The sequence below is a fragment of the Streptomyces sp. B5E4 genome (genome assembly GCF_039871555.1).
Lineage (GTDB): Bacteria > Actinomycetota > Actinomycetes > Streptomycetales > Streptomycetaceae > Streptomyces.
On sequence record NZ_JBDPMI010000003.1, the window covers coordinates 413,929 to 437,323 of the forward strand.

The 23,395-nt window shown below is 71.5% G+C and carries 21 protein-coding genes; 13 read left to right on the forward strand and 8 right to left on the reverse strand.

The features are described 5' to 3' along the window. Positions 1–185 precede the first annotated feature (185 nt). The 6 genes from ABGA99_RS06850 (at position 186) to ABGA99_RS06875 (ending at position 7,060) form a co-directional block, all read left to right on the forward strand. Positions 186–1,823: an ABC transporter substrate-binding protein gene (locus tag ABGA99_RS06850; RefSeq protein WP_347576242.1), complete on the forward strand. Its 1,638-nt coding sequence runs from the start codon at positions 186–188 to the stop codon at positions 1,821–1,823. Between the two features lie 67 nt (positions 1,824–1,890). After that, complete coding sequence (locus tag ABGA99_RS06855) at positions 1,891–2,814, forward strand: ABC transporter permease (RefSeq protein WP_347576241.1); 924 nt, start codon at positions 1,891–1,893, stop codon at positions 2,812–2,814. After that, complete coding sequence (locus tag ABGA99_RS06860) at positions 2,807–3,769, forward strand: ABC transporter permease (protein WP_347582312.1); 963 nt, start codon at positions 2,807–2,809, stop codon at positions 3,767–3,769. The genes ABGA99_RS06855 and ABGA99_RS06860 overlap by 8 nt, the downstream gene beginning before the upstream one ends. Positions 3,770–3,776: 7 nt before the next feature. After that, positions 3,777–4,784, forward strand: a complete 1,008-nt coding sequence (locus ABGA99_RS06865; protein WP_347576239.1) for an ABC transporter ATP-binding protein — start codon at positions 3,777–3,779, stop codon at positions 4,782–4,784. A gap of 155 nt (positions 4,785–4,939) precedes the next feature. Continuing rightward, complete coding sequence (locus tag ABGA99_RS06870; RefSeq protein WP_347576238.1) at positions 4,940–6,037, forward strand: dipeptide ABC transporter ATP-binding protein; 1,098 nt, start codon at positions 4,940–4,942, stop codon at positions 6,035–6,037. A 117-nt stretch (positions 6,038–6,154) separates the two neighbouring features. Further along, positions 6,155–7,060: an LPXTG cell wall anchor domain-containing protein gene (locus ABGA99_RS06875; RefSeq protein WP_347582313.1), complete on the forward strand. Its 906-nt coding sequence runs from the start codon at positions 6,155–6,157 to the stop codon at positions 7,058–7,060. 76 nt (positions 7,061–7,136) lie between these two features. Here the strand turns inward: ABGA99_RS06875 and ABGA99_RS06880 are convergent, their stop codons facing one another. The 5 genes from ABGA99_RS06880 to ABGA99_RS06900 form a co-directional block, all read right to left on the reverse strand. Further along, a complete protein-coding gene (locus tag ABGA99_RS06880) occupies positions 7,137–9,305 on the reverse strand; it encodes a hypothetical protein (protein WP_347582314.1) in 2,169 nt (722 codons plus the stop codon). A 161-nt stretch (positions 9,306–9,466) separates the two neighbouring features. Then, positions 9,467–10,027, reverse strand: a complete 561-nt coding sequence (locus ABGA99_RS06885; RefSeq protein ID WP_347576235.1) for a DUF6113 family protein — start codon at positions 10,025–10,027, stop codon at positions 9,467–9,469. Then, on the reverse strand, positions 10,024–10,920 hold the full coding sequence (gene mshB / locus ABGA99_RS06890) for an N-acetyl-1-D-myo-inositol-2-amino-2-deoxy-alpha-D-glucopyranoside deacetylase (RefSeq protein WP_347582315.1): 897 nt from the start codon (positions 10,918–10,920) through the stop codon (positions 10,024–10,026). The genes ABGA99_RS06885 and mshB overlap by 4 nt, the downstream gene beginning before the upstream one ends. 38 nt (positions 10,921–10,958) lie before the next feature. Continuing rightward, the gene (locus ABGA99_RS06895) at positions 10,959–11,153 is read right to left on the reverse strand and encodes a hypothetical protein (RefSeq protein WP_101421759.1); all 195 of its coding nucleotides are present in this window, start codon (positions 11,151–11,153) and stop codon (positions 10,959–10,961) included. 196 nt (positions 11,154–11,349) lie between these two features. Further along, positions 11,350–12,318, reverse strand: a complete 969-nt coding sequence (locus ABGA99_RS06900) for a hypothetical protein (protein WP_347576233.1) — start codon at positions 12,316–12,318, stop codon at positions 11,350–11,352. Between the two features lie 490 nt (positions 12,319–12,808). Here ABGA99_RS06900 and ABGA99_RS06905 point away from each other — a divergent pair, with 490 nt between their 5' ends. The 5 genes from ABGA99_RS06905 (at position 12,809) to ABGA99_RS06925 (ending at position 19,040) form a co-directional block, all read left to right on the forward strand. After that, positions 12,809–13,849 (forward strand): ABC transporter permease, encoded by a 1,041-nt coding sequence (locus tag ABGA99_RS06905; RefSeq protein ID WP_347576232.1) that lies wholly within the window; start codon positions 12,809–12,811, stop codon positions 13,847–13,849. 123 nt (positions 13,850–13,972) lie between these two features. Then, positions 13,973–15,736 (forward strand): ABC transporter substrate-binding protein, encoded by a 1,764-nt coding sequence (locus tag ABGA99_RS06910; RefSeq protein WP_347576472.1) that lies wholly within the window; start codon positions 13,973–13,975, stop codon positions 15,734–15,736. Positions 15,737–15,837: 101 nt separating this feature from the next. Beyond that, positions 15,838–16,815 carry an ABC transporter permease gene (locus ABGA99_RS06915; protein WP_347576231.1) on the forward strand — a complete coding sequence of 326 codons (978 nt, stop codon included), beginning with the start codon at positions 15,838–15,840 and terminating at the stop codon, positions 16,813–16,815. Between the two features lie 10 nt (positions 16,816–16,825). Further along, entirely contained in the window at positions 16,826–17,887 is a 1,062-nt protein-coding gene (locus ABGA99_RS06920) for an ABC transporter ATP-binding protein (protein ID WP_347576230.1), read from the forward strand. A 16-nt stretch (positions 17,888–17,903) separates the two neighbouring features. Then, positions 17,904–19,040, forward strand: a complete 1,137-nt coding sequence (locus ABGA99_RS06925; protein WP_347576229.1) for a dipeptide ABC transporter ATP-binding protein — start codon at positions 17,904–17,906, stop codon at positions 19,038–19,040. A gap of 27 nt (positions 19,041–19,067) precedes the next feature. On the opposite strand, the gene ABGA99_RS06930 is transcribed toward ABGA99_RS06925, so the two are convergent. Together ABGA99_RS06930 and ABGA99_RS06935 are read right to left on the reverse strand one after the other, a co-directional pair. Further along, positions 19,068–19,943, reverse strand: a complete 876-nt coding sequence (locus ABGA99_RS06930) for a transglutaminase-like domain-containing protein (protein ID WP_347582316.1) — start codon at positions 19,941–19,943, stop codon at positions 19,068–19,070. 204 nt (positions 19,944–20,147) lie between these two features. Further along, entirely contained in the window at positions 20,148–21,146 is a 999-nt protein-coding gene (locus ABGA99_RS06935; protein WP_347582317.1) for a GNAT family N-acetyltransferase, read from the reverse strand. 111 nt (positions 21,147–21,257) lie between these two features. On the opposite strand from ABGA99_RS06935, the gene fdxA reads away from it, so the two are divergent. Together fdxA and dapC are read left to right on the forward strand one after the other, a co-directional pair. Continuing rightward, the gene (fdxA, locus tag ABGA99_RS06940) at positions 21,258–21,584 is read left to right on the forward strand and encodes a ferredoxin (RefSeq protein ID WP_027754067.1); all 327 of its coding nucleotides are present in this window, start codon (positions 21,258–21,260) and stop codon (positions 21,582–21,584) included. A 90-nt stretch (positions 21,585–21,674) separates the two neighbouring features. Then, positions 21,675–22,781, forward strand: coding sequence for a succinyldiaminopimelate transaminase (gene dapC, locus ABGA99_RS06945; RefSeq protein WP_347576226.1), 1,107 nt, complete (start codon positions 21,675–21,677; stop codon positions 22,779–22,781). 130 nt (positions 22,782–22,911) lie between these two features. On the opposite strand, the gene ABGA99_RS06950 is transcribed toward dapC, so the two are convergent. After that, a complete protein-coding gene (locus tag ABGA99_RS06950) occupies positions 22,912–23,283 on the reverse strand; it encodes a hypothetical protein (RefSeq protein ID WP_347576225.1) in 372 nt (123 codons plus the stop codon). Positions 23,284–23,395: the final 112 nt, after the last annotated feature.

The window sequence follows — 23,395 nt, forward strand, 5'->3', positions numbered from 1 at the left end:
ACCTACGCACCGGACGTACGCCCAGCGCGTACACCCGGCACCCGGCCGCCCTCCGGACCGGCGCGCGGCGCGCGCTCCATCCGGGGGGTTGTGCTCCCCCGATGGCGTGCCACCGCAAGCGCGGACGCCCCTTATGGGGTCTTATGTCACTTAAGTGATACTAGGGACCCTTGGGAGGCACCCCTATGCGCCGAGCCACCCGCGCCTCGTGGACCGCCTGCGTCGTCTGCGCCGCACTCGCCGCGGCCGGCTGCGGCAGTGACAGCGGTGACGGCGGTTCGTCAGGCGGCGGAGGTACCTTCACCGCGCAGTGGGGCGACCCGCAGAACCCGCTGGAGCCGGCGAACACCAACGAGGTCCAGGGCGGCAAGGTCCTCAAGCTGATCACCCGCGGGCTCGTCGTCTACGACCCGAAGACCGCCGAGCCGAAGAACATGCTCGCGCAGTCCATCAAGAGCGACGACCAGAAGAACTGGACCGTCAAGGTCAAGAAGGGCTTCCGGTTCAGCAACGGCGAGCCGGTCACCGCCGCGTCCTTCGTGGACGCCTGGAACTACGCGGCCAACATCAAGAACCGGCAGGTCAACGCCACCTTCTTCCGGTACATCGACGGCTACGACAAGGTCCACCCGACCGCCGAGGGCTCCGAGCCGAGCGCGCAGAAGCTCTCCGGCCTGAAGGTCGTCAACGACCGGACGTTCACCGTCAAGCTGTCGCAGAAGTTCGCCATCTGGCCCGACACCCTCGGCTACCCGGCCTTCGCGCCGCTGCCGAAGGCGTTCTTCGACGACCACGCCGCGTATCTCGACAAGCCCATCGGCAACGGCCCGTACAAGATCGACTCGTACACCAAGGGCACGTCGATGAAGCTCGTCAAGGACGAGAAGTACAAGGGCGACGACAAGGCCCGGAACGACGGCGTCGAGCTGAAGGTCTACACCGACCAGAACACGGCCTTCACCGACCTGCAGGCCGGCAACCTCGACATCTCCGACGAGCTGCCCGCCGGCCAGCTCGCCAACGCCAAGAGCGACCTCGGCGACCGCTTCATCAACCAGGAGGCCGGCATCATCCAGACCCTGGCCTTCCCGCTCTACGACGACTCCTGGGGCGGCGCCGACAACGCGGACCTGCGCCGCGGGATCTCCATGGCGATCGACCGCGAACAGATCACCAAGCAGATCTACGACAACACCCGCATCCCCGCCAAGGACTGGACCTCCCCGGTCATCGGCGAGAAGGGCGGCTTCGACGACACGATCTGCGGCGACCTGTGCACGTTCGACCCCAAGAGGGCCAAGAAGCTGATCGACGACGCCGGCGGCCTGCCCGGCGGGAAGGTGACGATCTCGTCCAACGTCGACACCGGCTCCCACCGGGAGTGGATGGACGCGGTCTGCAACAGCATCAACAAGGCGCTCGGCAAGGAGAACGCCTGCATCGTCAACCCCATCGGCACCTTCGCGGACTTCCGCACCCAGGTCGTGGACCGCAGCTTCAAGGGCCCGTTCCGGGCCGGCTGGCAGATGGACTACCCGCTGATCGAGAACTTCCTGGCGCCGACGTACGTCACCGGCGCGTCCTCCAACGACGGCGAGTACAGCAACAAGAAGTTCGACGACCTCATCAACCAGGCCAACGCCGCCGACGACACCGCCGCGGCGGTCAAGAAGTACCAGGAGGCGGAGCGGCTGCTCGCCAAGGACGTGCCGTCGATCCCGCTGTGGTACCAGAACGGGATCGCCGGCCACTCCGACCGCGTCAGCGACGTCTTCCTCGACCCCTTCAGCGTCCCCTCCTACCCGGACGTCAAGGTCCAGTAGCGCACGCGCCGCGGTCCGCCGCGGCAGGGACGGAAGCGGGGGACACGCGAGGAGAGGAGGGGCGCCGATGGGCCGTTACGTGATCCGGCGGCTGCTGCAGATGATCCCCGTGTTCATCGGCACCACGTTCCTCATCTTCTTCATGGTCTACGCGCTCGGCGACCCGGTCGCCGCCATGTTCGGCGACCGGGCGCCCGACCCCGCCACCGCGGCGCAGATCCGCAAGGACCTCCACCTCGACAAGCCGCTGTGGCAGCAATACCTGCTCTACATGGGCAACATCTTCTCCGGCGACTTCGGCCAGGCATTCAACGGCCAGCCGGTGCTGGACCTGATGCGCCGCGCCTGGCCGATCACCGTCCGGCTCGCCCTGCTCGCCGTGCTCTTCGAGATGATCATCGGCGTCACCCTCGGCGTCATCTCCGGGCTGCGGCGCGGCCGGGCGGTGGACAGCGGGGTGCTCTTCGCCACGCTGGTCGTCATCTCCATCCCGACGTTCGTCACCGGCTACGTGCTGCAGTACCTGCTCGGCGTCAAGTGGGGCTGGGTCAAGCCCGCGGTCTCCTCCGAGGCGCCGTGGAACGAACTGGTCCTGCCGGCGGTGGTGCTGGCGCTGGTCTCGCTCGCGTACACCACCCGGCTGACCCGTACCTCCGTGGCCGAGAACGCCCGCGCCGACTACGTCCGCACCGCCGTCGCCAAGGGCCTGCCCCGCCGCCGCATCACGGTGCGCCACCTGCTGCGCAACTCCCTGATCCCGGTGGTGACCTTCCTCGGCATCGACATCGGCAACCTCATGGGCGGCGCGATCGTCACCGAGCGGATCTTCAACATCCAGGGCGTCGGCTTCCAGCTCTGGCAGGGCGTCCTGCGGCAGAACGCGCCCACGGTCGTCGGCTTCGTGACCGTCCTCGTCATCGTCTATCTGCTGGCGAACCTGGTGGTGGACATGCTCTACGCGGTCCTCGACCCCCGGATCCGCTATGCCTGAGCGCTACGAGGAGAAGCAGCGGGCGGACATCGGGACCCAGGAGGCGGAGTCGCTGCCCGGCAGCGACGTCCTCCAGGCCGAGGCCGGCGGCATCCCGGGGACGGACCAGCCGGCCCGCAGCCTGTGGTCCGACGCCTGGCAGGACCTGCGCCGCAACCCCGTCTTCGTCGCCTCCGGGCTGCTGATCCTCTTCCTGATCTTCGTCTCCCTGTGGCCCAGCGTGATCGCCACCGGCAGCCCGTACAACTGCGACATCGCCAAGCGCAACCTCGGCGCCGAGTCCGGCCACCCCTTCGGCTTCGACAGCCAGGGCTGCGACGTCTACAACCGCACCGTCTACGGCGCCCGCGCCTCGCTGACCGTCTGCACCCTGGCCACCCTCGGGGCCGCCGCCCTCGGCACCGTACTCGGCGGTCTCGCCGGCTACTTCGGCGGCTGGGGCGACGCGGTCCTCTCCCGGATCACCGAGGTGTTCTTCGGCATCCCGATCCTGCTGGGCGGCCTGGTCTTCCTCTCCGTCATCAAGAGCGGGTCCGTGTGGCCCGTGATCGGGCTGATCGTGCTGCTGGGCTGGCCGCAGGTGGCGCGGATCGCGCGCGGCTCGGTGATCACGGCCAAGCAGAACGACTACGTCCAGGCCGCCCGCACCCTCGGCGCCTCCACCCGGCGCATCATGCTGCGGCACGTACTGCCCAACGCCATCGCGCCGATCATCGTCGTCGCCACCATCGCGCTGGGCACGTACGTGGCGCTGGAGGCGACCCTGTCGTTCCTCGGCGTCGGCCTCAAGCCGCCGACGATCTCCTGGGGCAGCGAGATCTCCACCGCCTCCACCCAGATCCGCAACGCGCCGCACGCCCTGCTGTGGCCGGCCGGGGCGCTGAGCCTGACCGTGCTGGCGTTCATCATGCTCGGCGACGCGGTGCGCGACGCGCTCGACCCGAAGCTCAGGTGAGGTGCCCGTGACCGCGCTGCTCGACGTCCGCGACCTGCAGGTGGAGTTCCGCACCCGGGAGGGGGTGGCGAAGGCCGTCAACGGCGTCTCGTACAGCGTCGCCGCGGGCGAGACGCTGGCGGTGCTCGGCGAGTCCGGCTCGGGCAAGTCCGTGACCGCGCAGGCCGTGATGGGCATCCTCGACACGCCGCCCGGATTCGTCACCGGCGGGCAGGTGCTCTTCCAGGGCGAGGACCTGCTGACGCTGGGCCGCGAGGCGCGGCGCAAGGTGCGCGGCGAGCGGATGGCGATGATCTTCCAGGACGCGCTGTCGTCGCTCAACCCCGTGCTCAGTGTGGGCTTTCAGCTCGGCGAGATGTTCCGGGTGCACCGCGGCGCGAGCCGCGCGGAGGCGAAGGCGCGGTCGATCGAGCTGATGGAGCGGGTACGGATCCCGGCCGCCCGGGAGCGCGTCAACGACTACCCGCACCAGTTCTCCGGCGGCATGCGGCAGCGCATCATGATCGCGATGGCGCTGGCGCTCGGGCCCGAGCTGATCATCGCGGACGAGCCGACGACGGCGCTCGACGTGACCGTACAGGCGCAAGTGATGGACCTGCTCGCGGAGTTGCGCGAGGAGACGGGGATGGGGCTCATCCTCATCACCCACGACCTGGGCGTGGTCGCGGACGTCGCCGACAAGATCGCGGTGATGTACGCGGGGCGGATCATGGAGACGGCGCACGTCCACGACCTCTACAAGGCGCCGGCGCACCCGTACACCCGCGGGCTGCTGGACTCCATTCCGCGGCTGGACCAGAAGGGCCAGGAGCTGAGCGCCATCCGCGGCACTCCGCCCAGCCTGCTGGCCATCCCCCCGGGCTGCCCCTTCAACCCCCGCTGCCCGCGCGCCCAGGACGTCTGCGTGACCGACCGCCCACCGCTCTACGAGGTGACGGACGACGACGGCCGTCCGCTGCCCGGGCGGGGGAGCGCCTGTCACTTCTGGAAGGACCAGCTCCATGACCGGCCCTGAGCTGGTGAGGGGGAGTGTGACCCCGCCCGCGTTCCTGTGTCCGGTCGCCGGCGTTCCGGTGCCGTGGCCCGGCGATCGGACGGATCGGCGACGAGTCCCGGTACGGCCCGGCCGGCGAGGCCACCGCGCCTGTCACTTCTGGAAGGACCAGCTCCATGACCAGCCCTGAGGTGGCCGAGGCCCGGCCGGACGCGCCGGGTGGGGAGGCGATCCTCGAAGTGCGCGACCTGGTCAAGCACTTTCCGCTCACCCGGGGGATCGTCTTCCGCAAGCAGATCGGGGCCGTGCAGGCCGTCGACGGCGTCTCCTTCGACCTGCACCGCGGCGAAACCCTCGGCATCGTCGGGGAGTCCGGCTGCGGCAAGTCGACCATCGCCAAGATGCTGGTCAACCTGGAGCAGCCCAGCGCCGGCCTGATCCGGTTCAAGGGCGAGGACATCACCCGGCTGTCCGGGCGCGCGCTGCGGGCCGTACGGCGCAACATCCAGATGGTCTTCCAGGACCCGTACACCTCGCTCAACCCGCGGATGACCGTCGGCGACATCGTCGGCGAGCCGTACGACGTCCACCCCGAGGTCGCGCCGAAGGGCAGCCGGCGGGGGCGCGTTCAGGAACTGCTCGACGTCGTCGGGCTGAACCCCGAGCACATCAACCGCTACCCGCACCAGTTCTCCGGCGGGCAGCGGCAGCGCATCGGGATCGCGCGCGGGCTCGCGCTGCGCCCGGAGATCATCGTCGCCGACGAACCGGTCTCGGCGCTCGACGTGTCCGTGCAGGCGCAGGTGGTGAACCTGCTGGAGCGGCTGCAGAACGAGTTCCACCTGTCGTACATCTTCATCGCGCACGACCTGTCGGTGGTACGGCACATCTCGGACCGGGTCGGGGTGATGTACCTGGGCCGGATCGTGGAGTCCGGCACCGACGAGGCGATCTACGAGCACGCCACGCACCCGTACACGCAGGCGCTGCTCTCGGCGGTGCCGGTGCCGGACCCGGAGGCGCGCGAGGACCGGGGGCGGATCCTGCTCGCCGGCGACGTGCCGTCGCCGGCGAACCCGCCGTCGGGGTGCCGGTTCCGGACGCGGTGCTGGAAGGCGCAGCCCGTCTGCGCGGAGAAGGACCCGGCGCTGGACGTGCCGCCGTGGTTCCGGGACGCGGAGGGGGCGGTGGCGCACCCGTCGGCGTGCCACTTCGCGGCGGAGTGGGAGGACGAGGAGGGGCCGGGGAAGCTGCGGCCCGCGACGGGCGGGTAGGCCGACGGGGCGATCTGCCGCTGGTAGGGAAGTCTGGTTAGTCGGTTTTATCGCGTATCGGTGTCATGGTGGGCGTCGGTAGCTGATGCCCCGTCACCGAGCAGAGGGACACCCACCATGAAGCGTTCGTCACGCCGTCGGCTCCGTGTGCTGAGCGGGGCGCTGCTCGCCGCCGTACTGGGCGCGGGTCCCGCCCTCGGGGGCGTCCTCCCGCAGGCCCACGCGACCGAGGGCCCGGTGAGCGAGGCACATGAGCCCGGGGACGTGGCGGAGGTCCGGGAGACCGCGGAGGACGTCGAGGCCGGGTTGGCGGCGGCGGAAGCGGAGCTTGAGGCGGTGGCGGAAGGGGCCGGGGCGTGGGGTCCGGACGACGACTGCAAGGAGCCCGGGACCGGCGGCGGGACTCCGGGCGGCGGGGCCGACGCCCCGCAGGACGGCGGCACACGGCCCCGCCCGGGTACGGAGCCCGCCGAGCCGGATCACGACGGGGCGCAGGTTCCCGGGGGCGCGGTGCCGGGTGCCGAGCAGCCCGGGGCAGAGGTGCCCGGGGGCGAGGTGCCCGGTGCCGAGGTGCCCGGGGGCGAGGCTCCGGGGACGGGGGTTCCGGACGCCGAGGCCCCGGCCGAGGTCCCTCCGGCCGAACTCCCCGCCGCCGAACTCCCCGACACCGACGCCCCGGCGGCCGAGCCCCCCGCCGCCGAGCCCCCCGCCGCCGAACCTCCCGCCGCCGAAGCGCCCGCGCCCGCCGACGCCGGGCCCCCGGCGTCCGACGCGCCGGTGAACCCCGTACCGGAGGACGAGGAGCCCGTGCCCGGCGGCGGGGCGAACGACGAGGGCGACGGCTTCGAGCCGCCCGACAGCCACACGCTCCCGGCCGACTACGACAACGCCGGCGAGAAGCCCGACCAACTGCCCCACACCGGCGCCGACATCTGGCTCCCGCTCGCCTCCGGCATCGGCGGCCTCGCCGCCCTCGGCACCGGCGCCGTCGTGGTGGCCCGCAAGCGGCGCGCCCACACCTGAGCCATCCGCCCCCACGGGGACGGGCCCCGCGGCACTGCCGCGGGGCCCGTCCCCGTACGTCGTCCGCCGACGGCGGTCACGCGATGTCGATGACCCCCACCCGCTTCTCCGGGTCGGTCTCGCGCAGCGGGCCCATCATGGCGCTCGCCACGTCGTTCGGCGTGATCTCCGTCGTGCTGCCGTCGCCGCGCTGGACGAGAAGCCCCTGGAAGGTGCTGCCGTACAGCGTCTCCAGCTTCTCCAGGTCGAACTTCGGCGCCAGCTTGCCGTCCGGCGTCGCCTGCATCGTCAGGAACTCGGAGATCGAGCGCTCCGGGCTGAACTGGATGTAGGCGTCGCCCGCCTGCACCGTGACCATCCCGGACATCGCCGTCTCGGCGAAGCCGTTCATCGCCGTGTCGAACTCCGCCTGGCTGACGGCCGGTTCCTGCTGCGTGACCGGCAGCGTCACCGGCTTGTTCGCCCCGCCGGCCGCGCGCTCGTCGAACGCCGCCTGCACCGCGCTCATGGACTTGTCCACGTCCACGGCCTCGTGCGGCTCGCCCTTCACGGGCACGGCCTCGCCGTCGACGAAGCGGATCATGCCGTCCCGGCCGCCGCCCGCCTCGTCGGCGATCTCCTGCAACTGGGCCCGCAGCTTGTCGGTGTCGTCGACCATCGCCGGGTCCACCTCGCGGGAGCCGCCGAAGAGCGAGCCGATGACGGACACCGGGTTGTAGTCGCTGCCCATCGCCGAGCGGACGCTCTCCGCGGTGTCGATGCCGAGGCCGGCCGACTCCGGCGTCAGCTTCTGCTCCTGGTCACCGACGCGGAGCACGATCGGCGCCTTCGTGCGCTCCTCGACGGCCGCGTCGAGCTTGGCCACCGCCTGGTCGCGGGAACTGCCGCCGATGTCGACGCCGAGGACCGTCGTGCCCTTGGGCACGTCGTCGTTGTTGAGGACGAGCCCCGCGCCGTACGCGATGCAGAGCACCCCGAAGACGCCGGCGCCGGCCATGACGGCGAGCTTCTTGCGGTCGCCGCGGGCCCGTCCCGACGGGCTCCCGGAGCGGGAGCGGGCGGCGGAGGCAGGGGCGGGCGGCGGCACGGGCGGCCCGTCGCCGCCCGGTACGGGTACGGGGCCGGGGGGCGGCACGGCGCCGGGCGGCGGCTGCCGGGGGGTGAACCCCGGTACGGACGCGGCCTCTTGCGGGTACTGCGAGCCGTGCGGGCCGGCCTGCGGGACGCCGTGCGCCGGGGTGTGCCCGGGACCCGGGCCGTGCGGGCCGGTCTGCGGCACGCCGTGGGCGGGGGTGTGCCCGGGGCCCCGCGGCACGCCGTGCGCCGGAGTGGGCTCCGGGCCGGGCGGCACCGCGGGGATGCCGCCGACGGCGGTGTCGCCCATGCCGCCGGTGGGGGCCTGCGGTGCGGCGGAGCCGCGCAGGGTACGGCCGGCGGCCGGGCCGGCGGGCTTGAGCGGCATGCTGCCGGTGGCGGGGCCCGACGTCGGGCCCGAGGGCACACCCCCGGGCGGGCCGCCGAGGCCGCGCGGGGTGCCGCCGGCCGGAGCGGGGCGTACGGGCAGGGCGTTGGCCGGGTCGTCCCCGGCGAAGCCGTGCCCGCTCTCGCTCACCGGTACGTCCACCGAGCCGGTGTCCCCGGGCGCCGGGTGTGCCTGCGGGACGCCGGCCGGCGGGGTGTCCATCGGCGCGCCGGCGTCGCCGGGCGGTGCGAAGGCGGGGAACTGCATCCCGGCGCCGTCCGTCGTGCCCGTCGGGCCGGAGGGCGGCGTCATCGGGGGCTGCGCGGGCGGGGGCGCCGGTGCGGCCTCGGGTGCGCCCTGGGCGGGCGCCGGGTCCTTCGACGTCTTGCGGGGGGCGAACCAGTCGCTCGTCGCCGGCTTGGCGTTGCCGCCACCGCCGCCCGGCCCGTTCGCCGCCGCCGCGGCCTCCGCGGGACCGGGGGCCGGCGCGGGGACTCCGGCACCGGAGGTGTCGGGCTCCTCCGCCCCGGCTTCGAGGGGCTGGCGGACCACGACGGGCGGGATCGGCCGGGAGCCCGGGATGTTGATCCGGATCCGGGTCGTCAGCGTCGTCTCGGTCGTGGGACCGCCCGCGTCGCCGTCCCGGCCCGTCCTCGTGCCCGGAGCGGGCGCGGGCCTGGCGGTCGGTGAGTCCGGTCCCGCGTACGGCGGGGTCCCCGACGGATAGGCGGCGTCGCCGCGTCCCTCGGGACCGGATGGCGGACTGTCATTCTCTCGGCTCACGGCAGGTCTCCCGTAGTGCTCCGCCGCCCGTCATGGCACCCGCGGGCAGCTCGGCGGCGCGCACCACCATACTTGTCCGCTCCGACACTGAGGCCCGACAACCGCATTCGGCAACCCGCGCGAAGGCGTACTTGACAGCATCCGATGCCCAACAGAGCACGTCACTCGGGGAGTCGGGACGGCGGTTCGGCCACCGCGAGCAGCCGCGGCAAGGTGGTGCAGATCACAGCGATCAGCATCCCGCCGAAGATGAAGAGCTGCGGCCCGAGTCCGGCGGCGAAGACGAAGTCCCCCTCCGGGCGGTTGAGGGACACGGCGATCACCGCGAGGAACCAGCCGCCGCCCGCCGAGAAGCCGGCGCCGCGGCCTCCGGTGGCCACTCCGGCGCCGTAGCAGAGCCCGCCGACGGCGGCGAGGGCGAGCAGCATGCCGCCCGGTGACCAGGCCCCCTGCACGAGTGAACCGGCGCACCCGACGAGGCCGCCGAGCAGCAGGGCGCCCAGATACGTCAGTACGCGCCTGAGCGTCATCGGCCGTGCGAGGGCGCTGCCGGGGGGCGGGGCGGCGGGGCGGCGCGCGGGGGAGCTCGCGGTGGCGGTGCCGGCCCGGCTGCGCTTCTCCGCGCCCCCGCCGCCCGTACGCTCGCCGTCGGCACCCGCCTTGCTCCGGTTTCCGCCGCTCGCGGGCGACTTGGGGCGAACGGTCCGTTTCCTGGCGCTCACGCCGCCACCTCCGCGAACAAGTCGGTCTCCACGGCGCCCGGATCGCGCCGCGCGGCGTCCGCACCGCCGGCGAGCCGGAACTGCTCCGTGGTCAGGATCGGCTGGCCCAGCCCGTTGGAGAGCGCGAAGGCGCCGTCGGCCACGGTGATCTGCGTCGCATGCGCCGCCATCGCCCGCGCCTTCGCCGCCGCGTACGCCCCCCCGGTCACGGCCGCCGTGACCTCACCGTCGTCGACCACGCCCGGCAGGTCCGCGACGGTCGCGGTGCCGGGAAAGGGGTGGCCCGCCGCGGCCAGTTCCGCGAGGCCCTTCTCCGCCGTGGTGCGCGCGACGCAGGTCCAGTAGACACGGGCCACCGCCCACGGCTCCGCGGCGTCCGCGGCGTACGACGCGTCCGCGGCCAACTCCGCCGCGCGCGTGGCCACGCGGTGGGCCTGGACGTGGTCGGGGTGGCCGTAGCCGCCCCGGGGGTCGTAGGTGACCAGCACCTGGGGGCGTACCTCGCGGATCACCGGCACCAGCAGCCCCGCCGCCTCGTCGACGCCCGCCGACCAGAACGTGCCGGGGCGGCCGTTCCGGTCGAGGCCCTGCATGCCCGAGTCCCGGAAGCGCCCGGGGCCGCCGAGGAAGCGGTGGTCGGTGACGCCCAACGCCCGCATGGCGGCGGCGAGTTCGCCCGCCCGGTACGCGCCGAGCGTGTCGTCCCGCCCGGATCCCAGGTGGGTGAGGGCGGGCGGAATGACCTCGCCCTCCTCGCCCCGGGTACACGTCACCAGGGTGACGAGGGCACCCTCGGCGGCGTACCGCGCCATGGTGGCGCCGGTGGTGATCGTCTCGTCGTCCGGATGCGCGTGCACCAGCAGCAGCCTGCGCGTCGGAAGCTCCCTGCTCATGGAGGAAGCCTAGACGAGCGGACGGAAGGTCCCCCGGGTCAGAAATCGATGCTCTCGATCATCCCCGCGACGTTCTGTGTCACATCGTCGATGGTCGGCGCCATCGAAGAGCTGGCGAGGTAGAAGCCGAGCAGGATGCACACGACTGCGTGCCCGCCCTTCAGGCCACTCTTCTTGATGAGCAAGTAGACGATGATCGCGAGCAGCAGCACTAGCGAGATCGACAGAGCCATTCGGCTCACCTCCCGGAACCTGCGGTCGGGTCATCTGACAGGCCACGTGATGCATGCCCGTCGCGCGCACGCATCATAACTATCGGTGCCCGTGCATCGTTCGGCGCACCGGCGCATGAAGGGGTCGCACGCGGGACGCCGCCGCGAAGCGGTGGCCGGGATGCCAAAGAGCGGGAAAGCGGCTGTCGCCGGACGGTCACCAGGGGGGCTGGGAGGAGGGTTCCTGCCAGCGGGGGAGGGGCTCCGCCATGGGGTCGCGCTCACCGCGGCCGGCGAGCGCGAAGAGGATCACGAAGCCGGCGAGCAGCAGCCCGATTCCGGTGCCCGCCTGCAACTGGTGCTCCGTGCCGAGGGCGCCGAAGTTCTCGAAGACCTCGTCCTTCAGGTACCGGGAGGTGTCGGCCGCGCCCCAGCCCAGGACGAACGCGCCGGCGGTCATGCCCAGCGGGCGGGAGAGCGGGGCCCGCTTGGCGGCGGCCACGGCGGCGACGAAACACACCGCGGCGGTCGCCCACTTCCCGTACGCGACCGGCGGCTGCAGCAGCGCGTACGTCGTGTACTCGCCGGTGAGCCGCTTGCCGTACGCGTCCCAGCCCACGACCGCGGCCTGGCGCAGCTCCCACGCCGCGAAGGCCAGCGCGGCGACGGCGAGGAAGACCGTGCCGGTGGCCGCGGCCCCGCGGGCGGGGCGGCGCGGCGGCTGCTCGTCGGACAGCAGGTAGCCGGAGCCGGCGGACTCCGCGGGGCGGCGGCCGGCGGCCACGGAGATGAGGAGCACCGCGCCGAGCGTGACGGCGACGCCGGCGGAGAGCAGCGCGCGGTTGCGCAGGTCCTGGTCGACGTTCTGCATCCAGTCGGCCGTCAGCGTCCACAGCGCGGGGGCGCGCAGCAGGATCGTTGCCGCGCCGGCCGTGGCGAGGGCGCCCGCGGCGGCGGTGGACTGCAGGGCGGTGACGCCGGCGACGGCGTACACGCAGAGGAGGACGACGTCGTAGAGAGAGGTGCCCCAGTGGCTCTCGGGGGCGGACTCGGGGGAGCCCGCCCAGGCCCACCACAGGTCGGGCAGACTCGCCGTGACGTCGACGTCGCGGCCGATCCACAGGAGTGAGAGCAGAGCGAGGAGCGCGCAGCACACGGCACCGAAGACGCGTGCGCCACGCCCCAATATGTGTCCTTGATCCATCGCCGGAAGACCCCCGATACGCAACCGTGCGCCTTTTGGGCCCACACGGCACCCAGGTCTACACCTCTCCGCAGCCCCGGACAACACCCCCGGCAGGACCGGCCGGGCGGCGGCGGTCGGCGGCCCGGATCCCGGCCGGATCCGGCGCGCAGACCGGACCCGGCCGGGGGACGGCACCCGCACGGCCGTACGCTCCCCAGAGTGACGCGTTCGTATATCGGTGATGCGACAGAAGGGTTGCCGACGTGTTAACGACCTTCGACGCATTATGTCGGATATGTCGGTCACTAAGGCGGCTTGTCAAGCACGTACGGACCTCAATCTGCAAAACATACGCTCAAGAAGCGATTCCGCACCTCAGCTTCCCCCGTCACCCCCTTGACTGGGGGATGAATCGGTTGCGAAAGTCCCGTCAACCACCGCAGCGTGCACGGGCGCTGCGGCTCTCATCCGGTTCGGGAGCACAACGCCAATGACGAGTCCATCCGAGGCTGCCCCGACGGGGTCCGAGCCCACAACGCTCGAACCCGTCAAGGCAGAGGGGGACCAAGGCCAGGGCACCGCCGAGTACATCGGCAAATCGCCCGGTCAGCTGATGTGGCAGCGCTTCAAGCGCGACCGCGCGGGGGTTATATCCGCGTATGTCGTCGGCTTCTTCGTGCTGATCGCGATCTTCGCACCGCTGATCGCGAAGCTGTACGGCAAGTCGCCGTACACGCTGTACAACTCGGCCACCGGCAAGCCCGAGCTGTTCGACGCTCTCGGCTACCCGATCAAGCCCAACGGCGGTATCAGCGGCGAGTTCTGGTTCGGCCTGGAGCCCATCCTCGGCCGGGACGTCTTCACGCTGCTGATCTACAGCATCCGGACCTCGCTGGCCATCGCCGTCGCGGTGACGATCCTCACCGTCGGCATCGGCGTCCTGCTGGGCGTGGCCGCCGGCTTCACCGGCGGTCGCACCGACACGCTGATCGGCCGCTTCACCGACCTGATGCTGGCGTTCCCGAGCCAGCTGTTCTTCGTGGCGTTCATGCCCGTCATCACCGCGATGTTCGTCGCTCCCGAGGACGCGACGCCGACCTGGCTGCGGATCACGGTCCTCATCGGGGTGCTCGCGGCGCTGAACTGGATGCGCATGGCCCGCATCGTGCGCGGTGTCGCGCTGTCGATGCGTGAGCGCGAGTTCGTCGAGGCCGCCAAGGTGAGCGGGGCGTCGAACTGGCGAATCATCCGCAAGGAGATGCTGCCGAACCTCGTCACCCCCATCCTCGTGCAGGGAACCTTCGAGCTGCCGCTCGTCGTGACGAACGCCGCGGGACTGTCGTTCCTCGGCGTCGGCCTGGTGAACCCGACTCCCGACTGGGGGCTGATGTTCGCCCGGGCCGCGGACGTGTCCGAGACCGTTCCCACGTTCATGTTCTTCCCCGGCGTCGCCATCGTGATCTTCGTGGTCGCCTTCAACCTGCTGGGGGACTCCGTCCGCGACGCGTTCGATCCGAAGGCCGCGCGCTGACGTTCGTACCGCCGCCAGGGTGCGACCGCCGTGGCACGGGTGTGAACACGCACAGCAAGTCAAGACCGACAGACAGGGTGGTAGACAGTGAGTATCAGGGGTGTACGCAGATCGCACGCCGTAGTGGCGGCGCTCGCAGCGGGGGCCTTGGCCCTGAGCGGTTGCAGCAGCGGCTCGGAGAACACCGACTCGCAGCAGGACGACAAGAAGAAGGCGGCGGAGCAGCAGGCGCAGATCCCGTTCGGTGACGCCGCGGCGTCCACCGGGCCTGCGGCGGAGGTGAAGGGCGCCCAGGAGGGCGGCACGATCCCCGTCATGCAGCGCGACAGCTACGCGCACCTCGACCCGGGACAGATATACGTCTCGGACGAGGGCGCCCTGGCGCGTCTGATCCACCGTGGTCTGACCGGCTACAAGGCCGACTTCAAGGGCAAGCAGACCCTCGTCGGCGACCTCGCCACGGACAGCGGCAAGCCCTCCGACGGCGGCCGCACCTGGACGTACACGCTCAAGGACAACGTCAAGTGGGCCGACGGCACGGACATCACGTCCACCGACGTCCGGCACACCTTCGAGCGGCAGTTCGCCGAGTTCATCAACGACGGCCCGGTCTTCATCCAGCAGTGGCTGGCCAACGTGCCGGGCACCGAGTACCGCGAGCTGCTGCCCGACGGTCCGTACAAGGGTGACCACCTGCCGGACTCCATCCTGGAGACGCCGGACGACAAGACCATCGTCTTCAAGTTCAAGGACCCGAAGCCGGACCTCCCGTACGCCCTGGCGATGCCGGGCTACTCGATGGTCTCCGAGGCGAAGGACACCCAGGAGAAGTACGACAAGGACCCGATGACGGCGGGCCCGTACAAGATCGAGTCCTTCAAGACCGGCAAGTCGATGACGCTGGTCAAGAACGAGCACTGGGACCCGGCGACCGACTCGACGCGCAACGCCTACCCGGACAAGTACGAGATCACGTTCAACATCCAGTTCGAGACCTCGGCCGAGCGGCTGATGGCGGACAAGGGTGTGAACAAGAACTCGATCAGCTTCACCAACAACGTGGACGCCGCCACGCTGCCGAAGCTGAACAAGGATGCCGAGGCCCAGAAGCGCTCGGTCAACGGCTACCAGCCGTACGTCGCCCAGATGGCCATCAACATGGACCGGGTCAAGAACAAGAAGGTCCGCGAGGCCATCGCGTACGCCCTGCCGATCCAGCCCTACCAGCAGGCCTTCGGCGGCCCGCAGGGCATGGAGCTGGCCGGCGGTCTGATCAGCCCGACCGTCTCCGGCTACGAGGAGGGCTTCGACCCCTTCGGCAAGCTGAAGAAGCCGCTGGGTGACCCGGCCGCGGCCAAGAAGATCCTGGAAGAGGCCGGCGAGACCGGTTACAAGCTCACCTGGGGCTACATCAACACCCCCGAGGGCCAGAACTACTCGCCCACGATGGAGAAGACCCTGGAGGAAGCGGGCTTCGACGTCCAGCGCAAGGAGATCGCGGCCGAGACGTACTACGACCAGATCGGTCTCGTCGACAACGAGTTCGACATGTACGTGAGCGCGTGGGGCGCCGACTGGCCGTCCGCCAGCACCGTGGTTCCGCCGCTGTACGACGGCCGGCAGATCCAGGACGGCTCGTCGAACTACTCGCACACCAACGACGAGCACGTCAACTCCGAGATCGACCGGATCCAGAAGATCTCGGACCCGGCCGAGGCGGCCAAGGAGTGGAACACGCTCTCGCAGTACGTGGTGGAGGACCTGATCTCCAACATCCCCATGACGTACTACAAGCAGATCCAGCTCTACGGCTCGAACATCGGCGGCGTGCAGTACGACGACGTCATCGGTGACATCGACCTGCGCAAGATCTACCTCAAGCAGTAGGCACCACCTCCGGTACGCGGGGGCCCGCCCGATCGGCGGGCCCCCGCGCACCACCCTTCAACCCACGTCGCCGCTTTGTCCTTCGAAAGCAGCCCACAGTCATGCTTCGTTTCCTGATTCGCCGGACAATCGGCGCATTGATCATCCTGCTGATCCTCAGCGCGGTCTGTTTCTTCCTGTTCTTCGCCATCCCGCGTGACCCCGCCCGCATCTCCTGCGGCGAGAAGTGCACTCCGGAGAACCTGGAGCTGATCCGCAGGGCCCTCGGCCTCGACGACCCCGTCCCCGTGCAGTACTGGAACTTCCTTTCCGGTATCTTCGCCGGCCGTTCCTTCCCGACGGGCGAATGCCCGGCACCCTGCCTGGGCCGCTCGTTCGTGCACGACGAGAACGTCCTCACCCTGATCCAGGACCGCTTCCCCACCACGCTGTCGCTCACCATCGGCGCAGCCATCGTCTTCCTCTTCTTCGGCGTCGGCGCCGGCATGGTCGCCGCCTGGCGCCGCGGCACGGTGCTCGACAAGTTCGTCAGCGGCAGCTCGCTGATCATCGGCTCGCTGCAGATCTACTTCATCGGCCCGCTCGTGCTGTGGGCGCTGGTGTACAGCACCGGACTCTTCGGCGACCCGGCGTACAACGAGTTCACCGAGAATCCATGGAAATGGGCGGTCGGACTGATCCTGCCCTGGGCGGTGCTCTCCACGATCTTCGCGTCGAACTACACCCGTATGGTGCGGTCCACGATGATCGAGCAATTGCAGGAAGAACACGTCAGAACGGCCAAGGCCAAGGGCATGTCGAGCGGTACGGTCTTCTTCCGCTACGCCTGGCGCGGCGCCCTGATCCCGGTCGTCACGATCTTCGGCATCGACCTCGGCTCGCTGCTGGGTGGCGCGATCATCACCGAGTTCACCTTCTCGCTGCCGGGTCTGGGCCAGCTCTCCATCGATTCCGTGTTCAAGGCGGACCTGCCGGTGCTCATGGGCATCCTGCTGTTCTCGTCCACCATGATCATCCTCATGAACGTCATCGTCGATGCGGCGTACGCCTTCATCGACCCGCGCATCCGTCTGTCCTAGGAGAAGAGCAGTGACCACCCTGACCAAGGAATCGGAAGGTTCCGCGCCGTCCGCGGGCGGTGCCTTCCTTTCGGTGCAGGACCTGCGCGTGCAGTTCACCACCGAGGACGGCGTCGTCAAGGCCGTCGACGGTCTCTCCTTCGACGTCGAGCGCGGCAAGACCCTGGGCATCGTCGGCGAGTCCGGCTCCGGCAAGTCGGTCACCAACCTGACCGTGCTGGGCCTGCACAACCAGATGTTCACCAACGTCGAGGGCTCCATCAGCCTCGACGGCGAGGAGCTGATCGGCGCGCCCGAGCGCAAGCTGGAGAAGCTGCGCGGCAACAAGATGGCGATGATCTTCCAGGATCCGCTGACCGCGCTCTCGCCGTTCTACACGGTCGGCCGGCAGATCGCCGAGCCGTACCGCAAGCACATGGGCGTCTCCAAGCGCGAGGCGCACCAGCGGGCCGTGGAGATGCTGGACAAGGTCGGCATCCCCAACGCCAAACTGCGCGCGGACGACTACCCGCACCAGTTCTCCGGCGGCATGCGGCAGCGCGCCATGATCGCGATGGCGCTCGTCTGCAACCCCGACCTGCTGATCGCCGACGAGCCGACCACCGCGCTCGACGTGACCGTGCAGGCGCAGATCCTCGACCTGATCAGGAACCTGCAGGACGAGTTCGGCTCCGCGATCGTCTTCATCACCCACGACCTCGGCGTCATCGCGAACGTCGCGGACGACATCCTGGTGATGTACGCGGGGCGCGCCGTGGAGCGGGGCACCACCCGCGAGGTGCTGCGCAAGCCGCAGCACCCGTACACCTGGGGCCTGCTGAGCAGCATGCCGCGGCTGTCGTCGGACGTGAACGTGCCGCTCACGCCGATCAAGGGCTCGCCGCCCAGCCTGCTGAGCCCGCCGCCGGGCTGCCCCTTCCACCCGCGGTGCGGCTTCACCGGCAACGTGGGCGGCACGGCCTGCCGTACGGACCGGCCGGCGCTGCCCGAGGGCCGCGGGGCCGCCTGCCATCTGAGCGCCGGGCAGAAGCAGGACATCTTCATCGAGCAGATCAAGCCCCGGCTGGGCTAGGGAGCGACTGACCACCATGAGCGAAGAACTCACCCTCCCCGGCCCCCGGGACGACACCCCGACAACGGTGGGCGAGGAGCTGCTCACCGTCGAAGGGCTCACGAAGCACTTCCCGATCATGGGCGGCTTCCCGATCAAGCGGCGGGTCGGCGCGGTCCAGGCGGTCGACGGTGTCGACCTGGAGGTACGCGCGGCCGAGAGCCTCGGCCTGGTCGGCGAGTCCGGCTGCGGCAAGTCGACGACCGGGCGGCTGCTCACGCGGCTGCTGGAGCCGACCGGCGGCAAGATCACGTACCGCGGCCAGGACATCACGTACGCCAAGCGCAGGCAGCTGGCGCCGATCAGGTCCGAGATCCAGATGATCTTCCAGGACCCGTACTCGTCGCTGAACCCGCGGCAGACCGTCGGCACCATCATCAACAGCCCGATGGAGGTCAACGGGATCAACCCGCCCGGCGGCCGGGAGAAGCGGGTCCGCGAGCTGCTGGAGACCGTCGGCCTCAACCCCGAGCACTACAACCGCTTCCCGCACGAGTTCTCCGGCGGCCAGCGGCAGCGCATCGGGGTCGCGCGGGCGCTGGCGCTGAAGCCGAAGCTGATCGTGGCGGACGAGCCGGTCTCGGCGCTGGACGTGTCGATCCAGGCACAGGTCGTCAACCTGCTGCAGGAACTGCAGCGCGAGATGGGCATCGCGTTCCTCTTCATCGCGCACGACCTGGCGGTCGTGCGGCACTTCTCGCAGCGCGTCGCGGTCATGTACCTGGGGAAGATCGTCGAGATCGGCGACCGGGACGACATCTACGCCCGGCCGCGGCACCCGTACACCCACGCCCTGCTCTCGGCCGTCCCGGAGGCGACCCTCTCGGAGGACGAGGAGGAGACGCCGCGGGAGCGCATCCGGCTGGCGGGCGACGTGCCGTCGCCGATCAACCCGCCCTCGGGGTGCCGGTTCCGCACCCGGTGCTGGAAGGCGCAGGACCTGTGCGCGGAGAAGGAGCCGCCGCTGGTGCAGATCGGCGGCAACAACGCGGGGCATCTGACCGCGTGCCACTTCCCCGAGGAGCCGACGGTGGAGCGCGAGGAAGTGGTCATCATGGACAAGGCGCTGGCCGCACTGGAGGACAGCCCGAGCGTGGATCCGGTGAAGGAGTAGCGCGTACGTCGCAGGGCGCGGGGCCCGTCAGTTGAGGCGGGCGCGGGCGGCGCGCGCCTCGCGGCGCAGGGTCTCGGCGGCCTGCGGCTCCATCGCGGCTATCACCGAGGCGTACTCCTCCAGCTCCGCCGCGCCGGTGGCGAAGTCGCCGCGGGCGATGAGGAGCTGGGCGCGCTCGTGGCGCAGCCGGGCCGGGTGGCTGGGGAGCAGCAGGGCGAGTTCGACGGCGGCGAGCTGCACGTCGGACTGCTCGGGGCGGCGGGCGGCCCAGGCGCGGATGTTGTTGAGTATGCGCAGCACGATGGCCAGCGGGTCGGCGGGTACGAGCATCGCGGGCGACAGCGGCTCGCCGCCCGTGGCCTCGGCGACGAGCCGCTCGGCATCGGCGGGGGAGAGGAGCCGGCCGCCGTCGAAGGGGTCGGCGAGAACGGGGTCGCCCGCGGCGGGGGTGCCGCGGCCGGTCGGCAGCGGTCCGGTGGGGGGCGGGCCGAAGCCGACGACGAAGTGCCCGGGGAGGGCCAGGCCGTACACCGGGGCACCGGCGCGGCGGGCGACCTCCATCCAGATCACGGAGAGCATGATCGGCAGCCCGCGGCGGCGCCGCAGTACCTCGTGGAGCTGGGACGACTCCAGCCGCCGGTAGTCGCCGGGCGTGCCGTGGAACCCGTACCGCTCCCCGAGCAGCTCCGCGGCGGCCTGCGCCCACGCGCGGGGGCCGCCGGGCGCGTACGGCAACTGCCCGGCCAGCCGGTCCAGCTCGATCTGCACGGCGTCGATGCCGCTCTCGTCGAGCCCGGGATCGGTCTCGGCCCCGACGAGCAGACAGAGCAGGGCAAGATCCGGCCGTGGCACGCGGGCCTCCTCCGCGAACCGGGCCCGGTGACCGACGCCGGACGTACTCATGTCCCCATTGTGCGACGCGACGGGGCGCACGTCCCGCGCAAAGGTGAGACCGGTGGGGAGAGAGTGAGCACTGAGGCACCCCCGGCCCGGCGCGGGCGGGGGCGCCTCCGCCGGCCGGGCGGCAGGCGGGCGGGACCGGTGCGGACATTCGCCCGGCGGGTCCGTGCGACCCGACCCGCCGGGCCCGCAGGGCCCCCGCCGCCCCTAGACCGTGGGGTGGTGGCGGTAGTGGTAGCTGTGGTGGGTGGTGAAGCCCAGGGTGGTGTAGAGCGCCAGGGCCGCGGCGTTGTCCGGTTCCACCTGGAGGTACGCCGCCGAGGCACCCTCCGCCAGGGCCCGGGTGGCCAGCGCCGCCATCACCGCCGTGGCCAGGCCCCGGCGGCGGTGGGCCGGGGCGACCTCGACCGCCGCGAAGCCCGCCCAGCGGCCGTCGACCACGCAGCGGCCGATCGCCGCCGGGGTGCCGTCCGGGGCCCGAACCGTCGCGAACCACACCGACGGGCCGCCCTCCAGCACCGTCCGCGCGCAAGGCGTCAGCTCCGCGGCCCGGTGGTAGAGCGAGAACCACGCCGCGGACGTCGTACGGGACAGCTCCACCCGCTCCGCGTCGCCGCGGTCCGCCACCGGCGCCAGCTCGCCGACCTGGAGCAGCGCCGCCCGGCGCACCGTCCAGCCCCGCGCGTCCAGCTCCGCCGCCAACGCCTCCGCCGTGCCCGCCGCGCCCGTGGCGACCTGCACCAGCGCCGGCAGCCCCCGCTCCCCGTACCACCGCGTCACCCGCGCCAGCGCCGCGTCCAGCGGCAGCCCGGGGTCGCCCAGCGGCAGCACCGAGTTGGCCCGGCTCGTGAAGCCGTCCGAGGCCCGCAGCGTCCAGTCGCCCAGCCGTTCGCTCACCACCGGCGGCCACCCCCGCGCCGCCACCCGGGTCAGTTCCGCCGCCGTCGCCGCCGGGCCGCGCCGCCGGGCCGGCGCGGCCGGTACGACCTTCGCCGCGACCACGGCGGCCTCCGGAATCCGGACGACCTGACCGTTCCGCCTGGTGAGACGCAGCTCGCCAGCGTCCCACGATGTGAGCACGCCGACCGCGTCCGTGAACCGCGCGTCCCCCTCGCAGGCATCTGTCAGTCGCCGTACCGAAACGCGTTTGCCCACGTCAGCATGGGTGATACGGATTTCGAGCCGCGCCCCAGTGGTGAATTCCACAGCTCTCCACGCCCCTCTTGTTCGCTCCGTGCCCGGGAACGGAGATACTAGGTGCGGGCATCGACACGCCGCGCTCCCGCGCCGCCAGCCTGATCGAGGAGGAACGACAGCGTGACCTACGTCATCGCAGAGCCTTGTGTGGACCTCAAGGACAAGGCCTGCATTGAGGAGTGCCCCGTCGACTGCATCTACGAGGGCCAGAGGTTCTTGTACATCCACCCGGACGAGTGCGTCGACTGCGGTGCTTGCGAGCCGGTCTGCCCCGTGGAGGCGATCTTCTATGAGGACGACACTCCGGAGGAGTGGAAGGACTACTACAAGGTGAACGTCGAGTTCTTCGACGACCTCGGTTCGCCCGGTGGTGCCTCGAAGCTCGGCCTCATCGAGCGGGACCACCCGATCGTCGCGGCCCTCCCGCCGCAGGAGCACGACGAGTAATACCCGGAACCACGGCGATGCGCAGTGCCCCCGCCCCGTCGGCCCCGGGCTGAGCGGCGGGGGCTGTTGCGTCGATTGAGGACAGTGAGAGTGCGACCCGTCACCGCCCGGCTGCCCGTTTTCCCCTGGGACCGGCTGGAGCCCTACAAGACCGCCGCCGCCGCCCACCCGGACGGCATCGTCGACCTGTCCGTCGGCACCCCCGTCGACCCCGTTCCCGAGGTCGTCAGAGCCGCGCTCGCGGACGCCGCCGACAGCCCCGGCTACCCGCTCGCCTGGGGCACCCCGGCGCTGCGCGAGGCCATCGCGGGCTGGTTCGGCCGGCGGCTCGGGGCGGGCGTCGGCCCGGACGCGGTGCTGCCGGCGATCGGCACCAAGGAGCTGGTCGGCTGGCTGCCGACGCTGCTGGGGCTGGAGCCGGGCGACCAGGTGGCGTATCCGCAGCTCGCGTATCCGACGTACGAGATCGGGGCGCTGACGGCGGGCGCCGGGCCCGTGACGTACGCCGATCCGGTCACGGACCTCGACCCGGCCCGGGTGAAGCTGCTCTGGCTCAACACCCCGTCGAACCCCACCGGACGCACCATGGACGCGGCCGAGCTGCGCCGCGCGGTGACGTGGGCGCGCACGCACGGGGTGCTGGTCGCCTCCGACGAGTGCTACGTGGAGCTGGGCTGGGAGACCGAGCCGGTATCCGTGCTGCACCCGTCGGTCAGCGAGGGCTCGTACGAGGGTCTGCTCGCCGTCCACTCGCTGTCGAAGCGCTCCAACCTGGCCGGCTACCGCGCCGGGTTCGCCGGCGGTGACGCGGCGGTGGTGCGCGAGCTGGTCGCGGTGCGCAAGCACACGGGGATGATGGTGCCGAAGCCGGTGCAGCAGGCGATGATCGCCGCACTGGGCGACGAGCGGCACGTGGCCGAGCAGCGTGAGCGCTACGCCCGCCGGCGGGCCGCGCTGCGCGAGGCGCTGACGCGGGCGGGCTTCCGGATCGAGCACAGCGAGGCGTCGCTGTATCTGTGGGCGACGCGGGACGAGCCGTGCTGGGACACCGTCGCCGAGCTGGCGAAGCTGGGGATCGCGGTGGCGCCCGGGGAGTTCTACGGGGCCGCGGGGGAGCGGTTCGTACGGGTGGCGTTCACCGCCACCGACGAGCGCGTGGCCGCCGCCGTGGAGCGGCTGGCGGCGCTGCCGGGCTGAGGGCGCCGTAGCGCCGCCGCGGGGCCCGGGAGCGCCGCCGCCCGACCCGCCGCGGTGCTGCCGGGCCCGGCGGGCCCGCGGAGGACGGCTCCGCGGGCCACCGGCGGCCTCGTGGATCAGCCGGTCGGGCTCAGACGAGGCCCAGGCCCGACGCGGGCAGGTCGGGGGTCAGGTTCCCGGCGGCGTCGCCGACCGCGGCCTGGCCCCGCTCGGCGGTCTTGCCGGTGGTGTCCTGGACCGTGCCGAGAGCCTTCTCGGCGGCCGGGGGGGCGTTCTCCCCGAGCTTGTTCGCGGCCTCGGCACCGGAGGTGAGCACCTCGCCGCCGGTCTGGGAGGCGGTCGCGGGCAGCGAGCTGGTGTCCAGCGCGCTGACCGGCTTCAGACCGTTCGTGCTGGGCAGCTCGACGGCGCTGGCGGCACCCGCGGCGCCGACGACCGGGGCGGCACCCGCAGCGACGACGAGTGCGACCCGGGCGAGGTGGCGCTTCAGGGGGTGGGACATGGTGCTCCTTCGGAGGGTTACTGATGGTCATGTCCGCCGGGCGGACGCTGTGACTACCGCGTGAGGCGCCGGAAGGTTGCGGCCGCCCTCCGTAAAGAGTTGGTAATGCGTC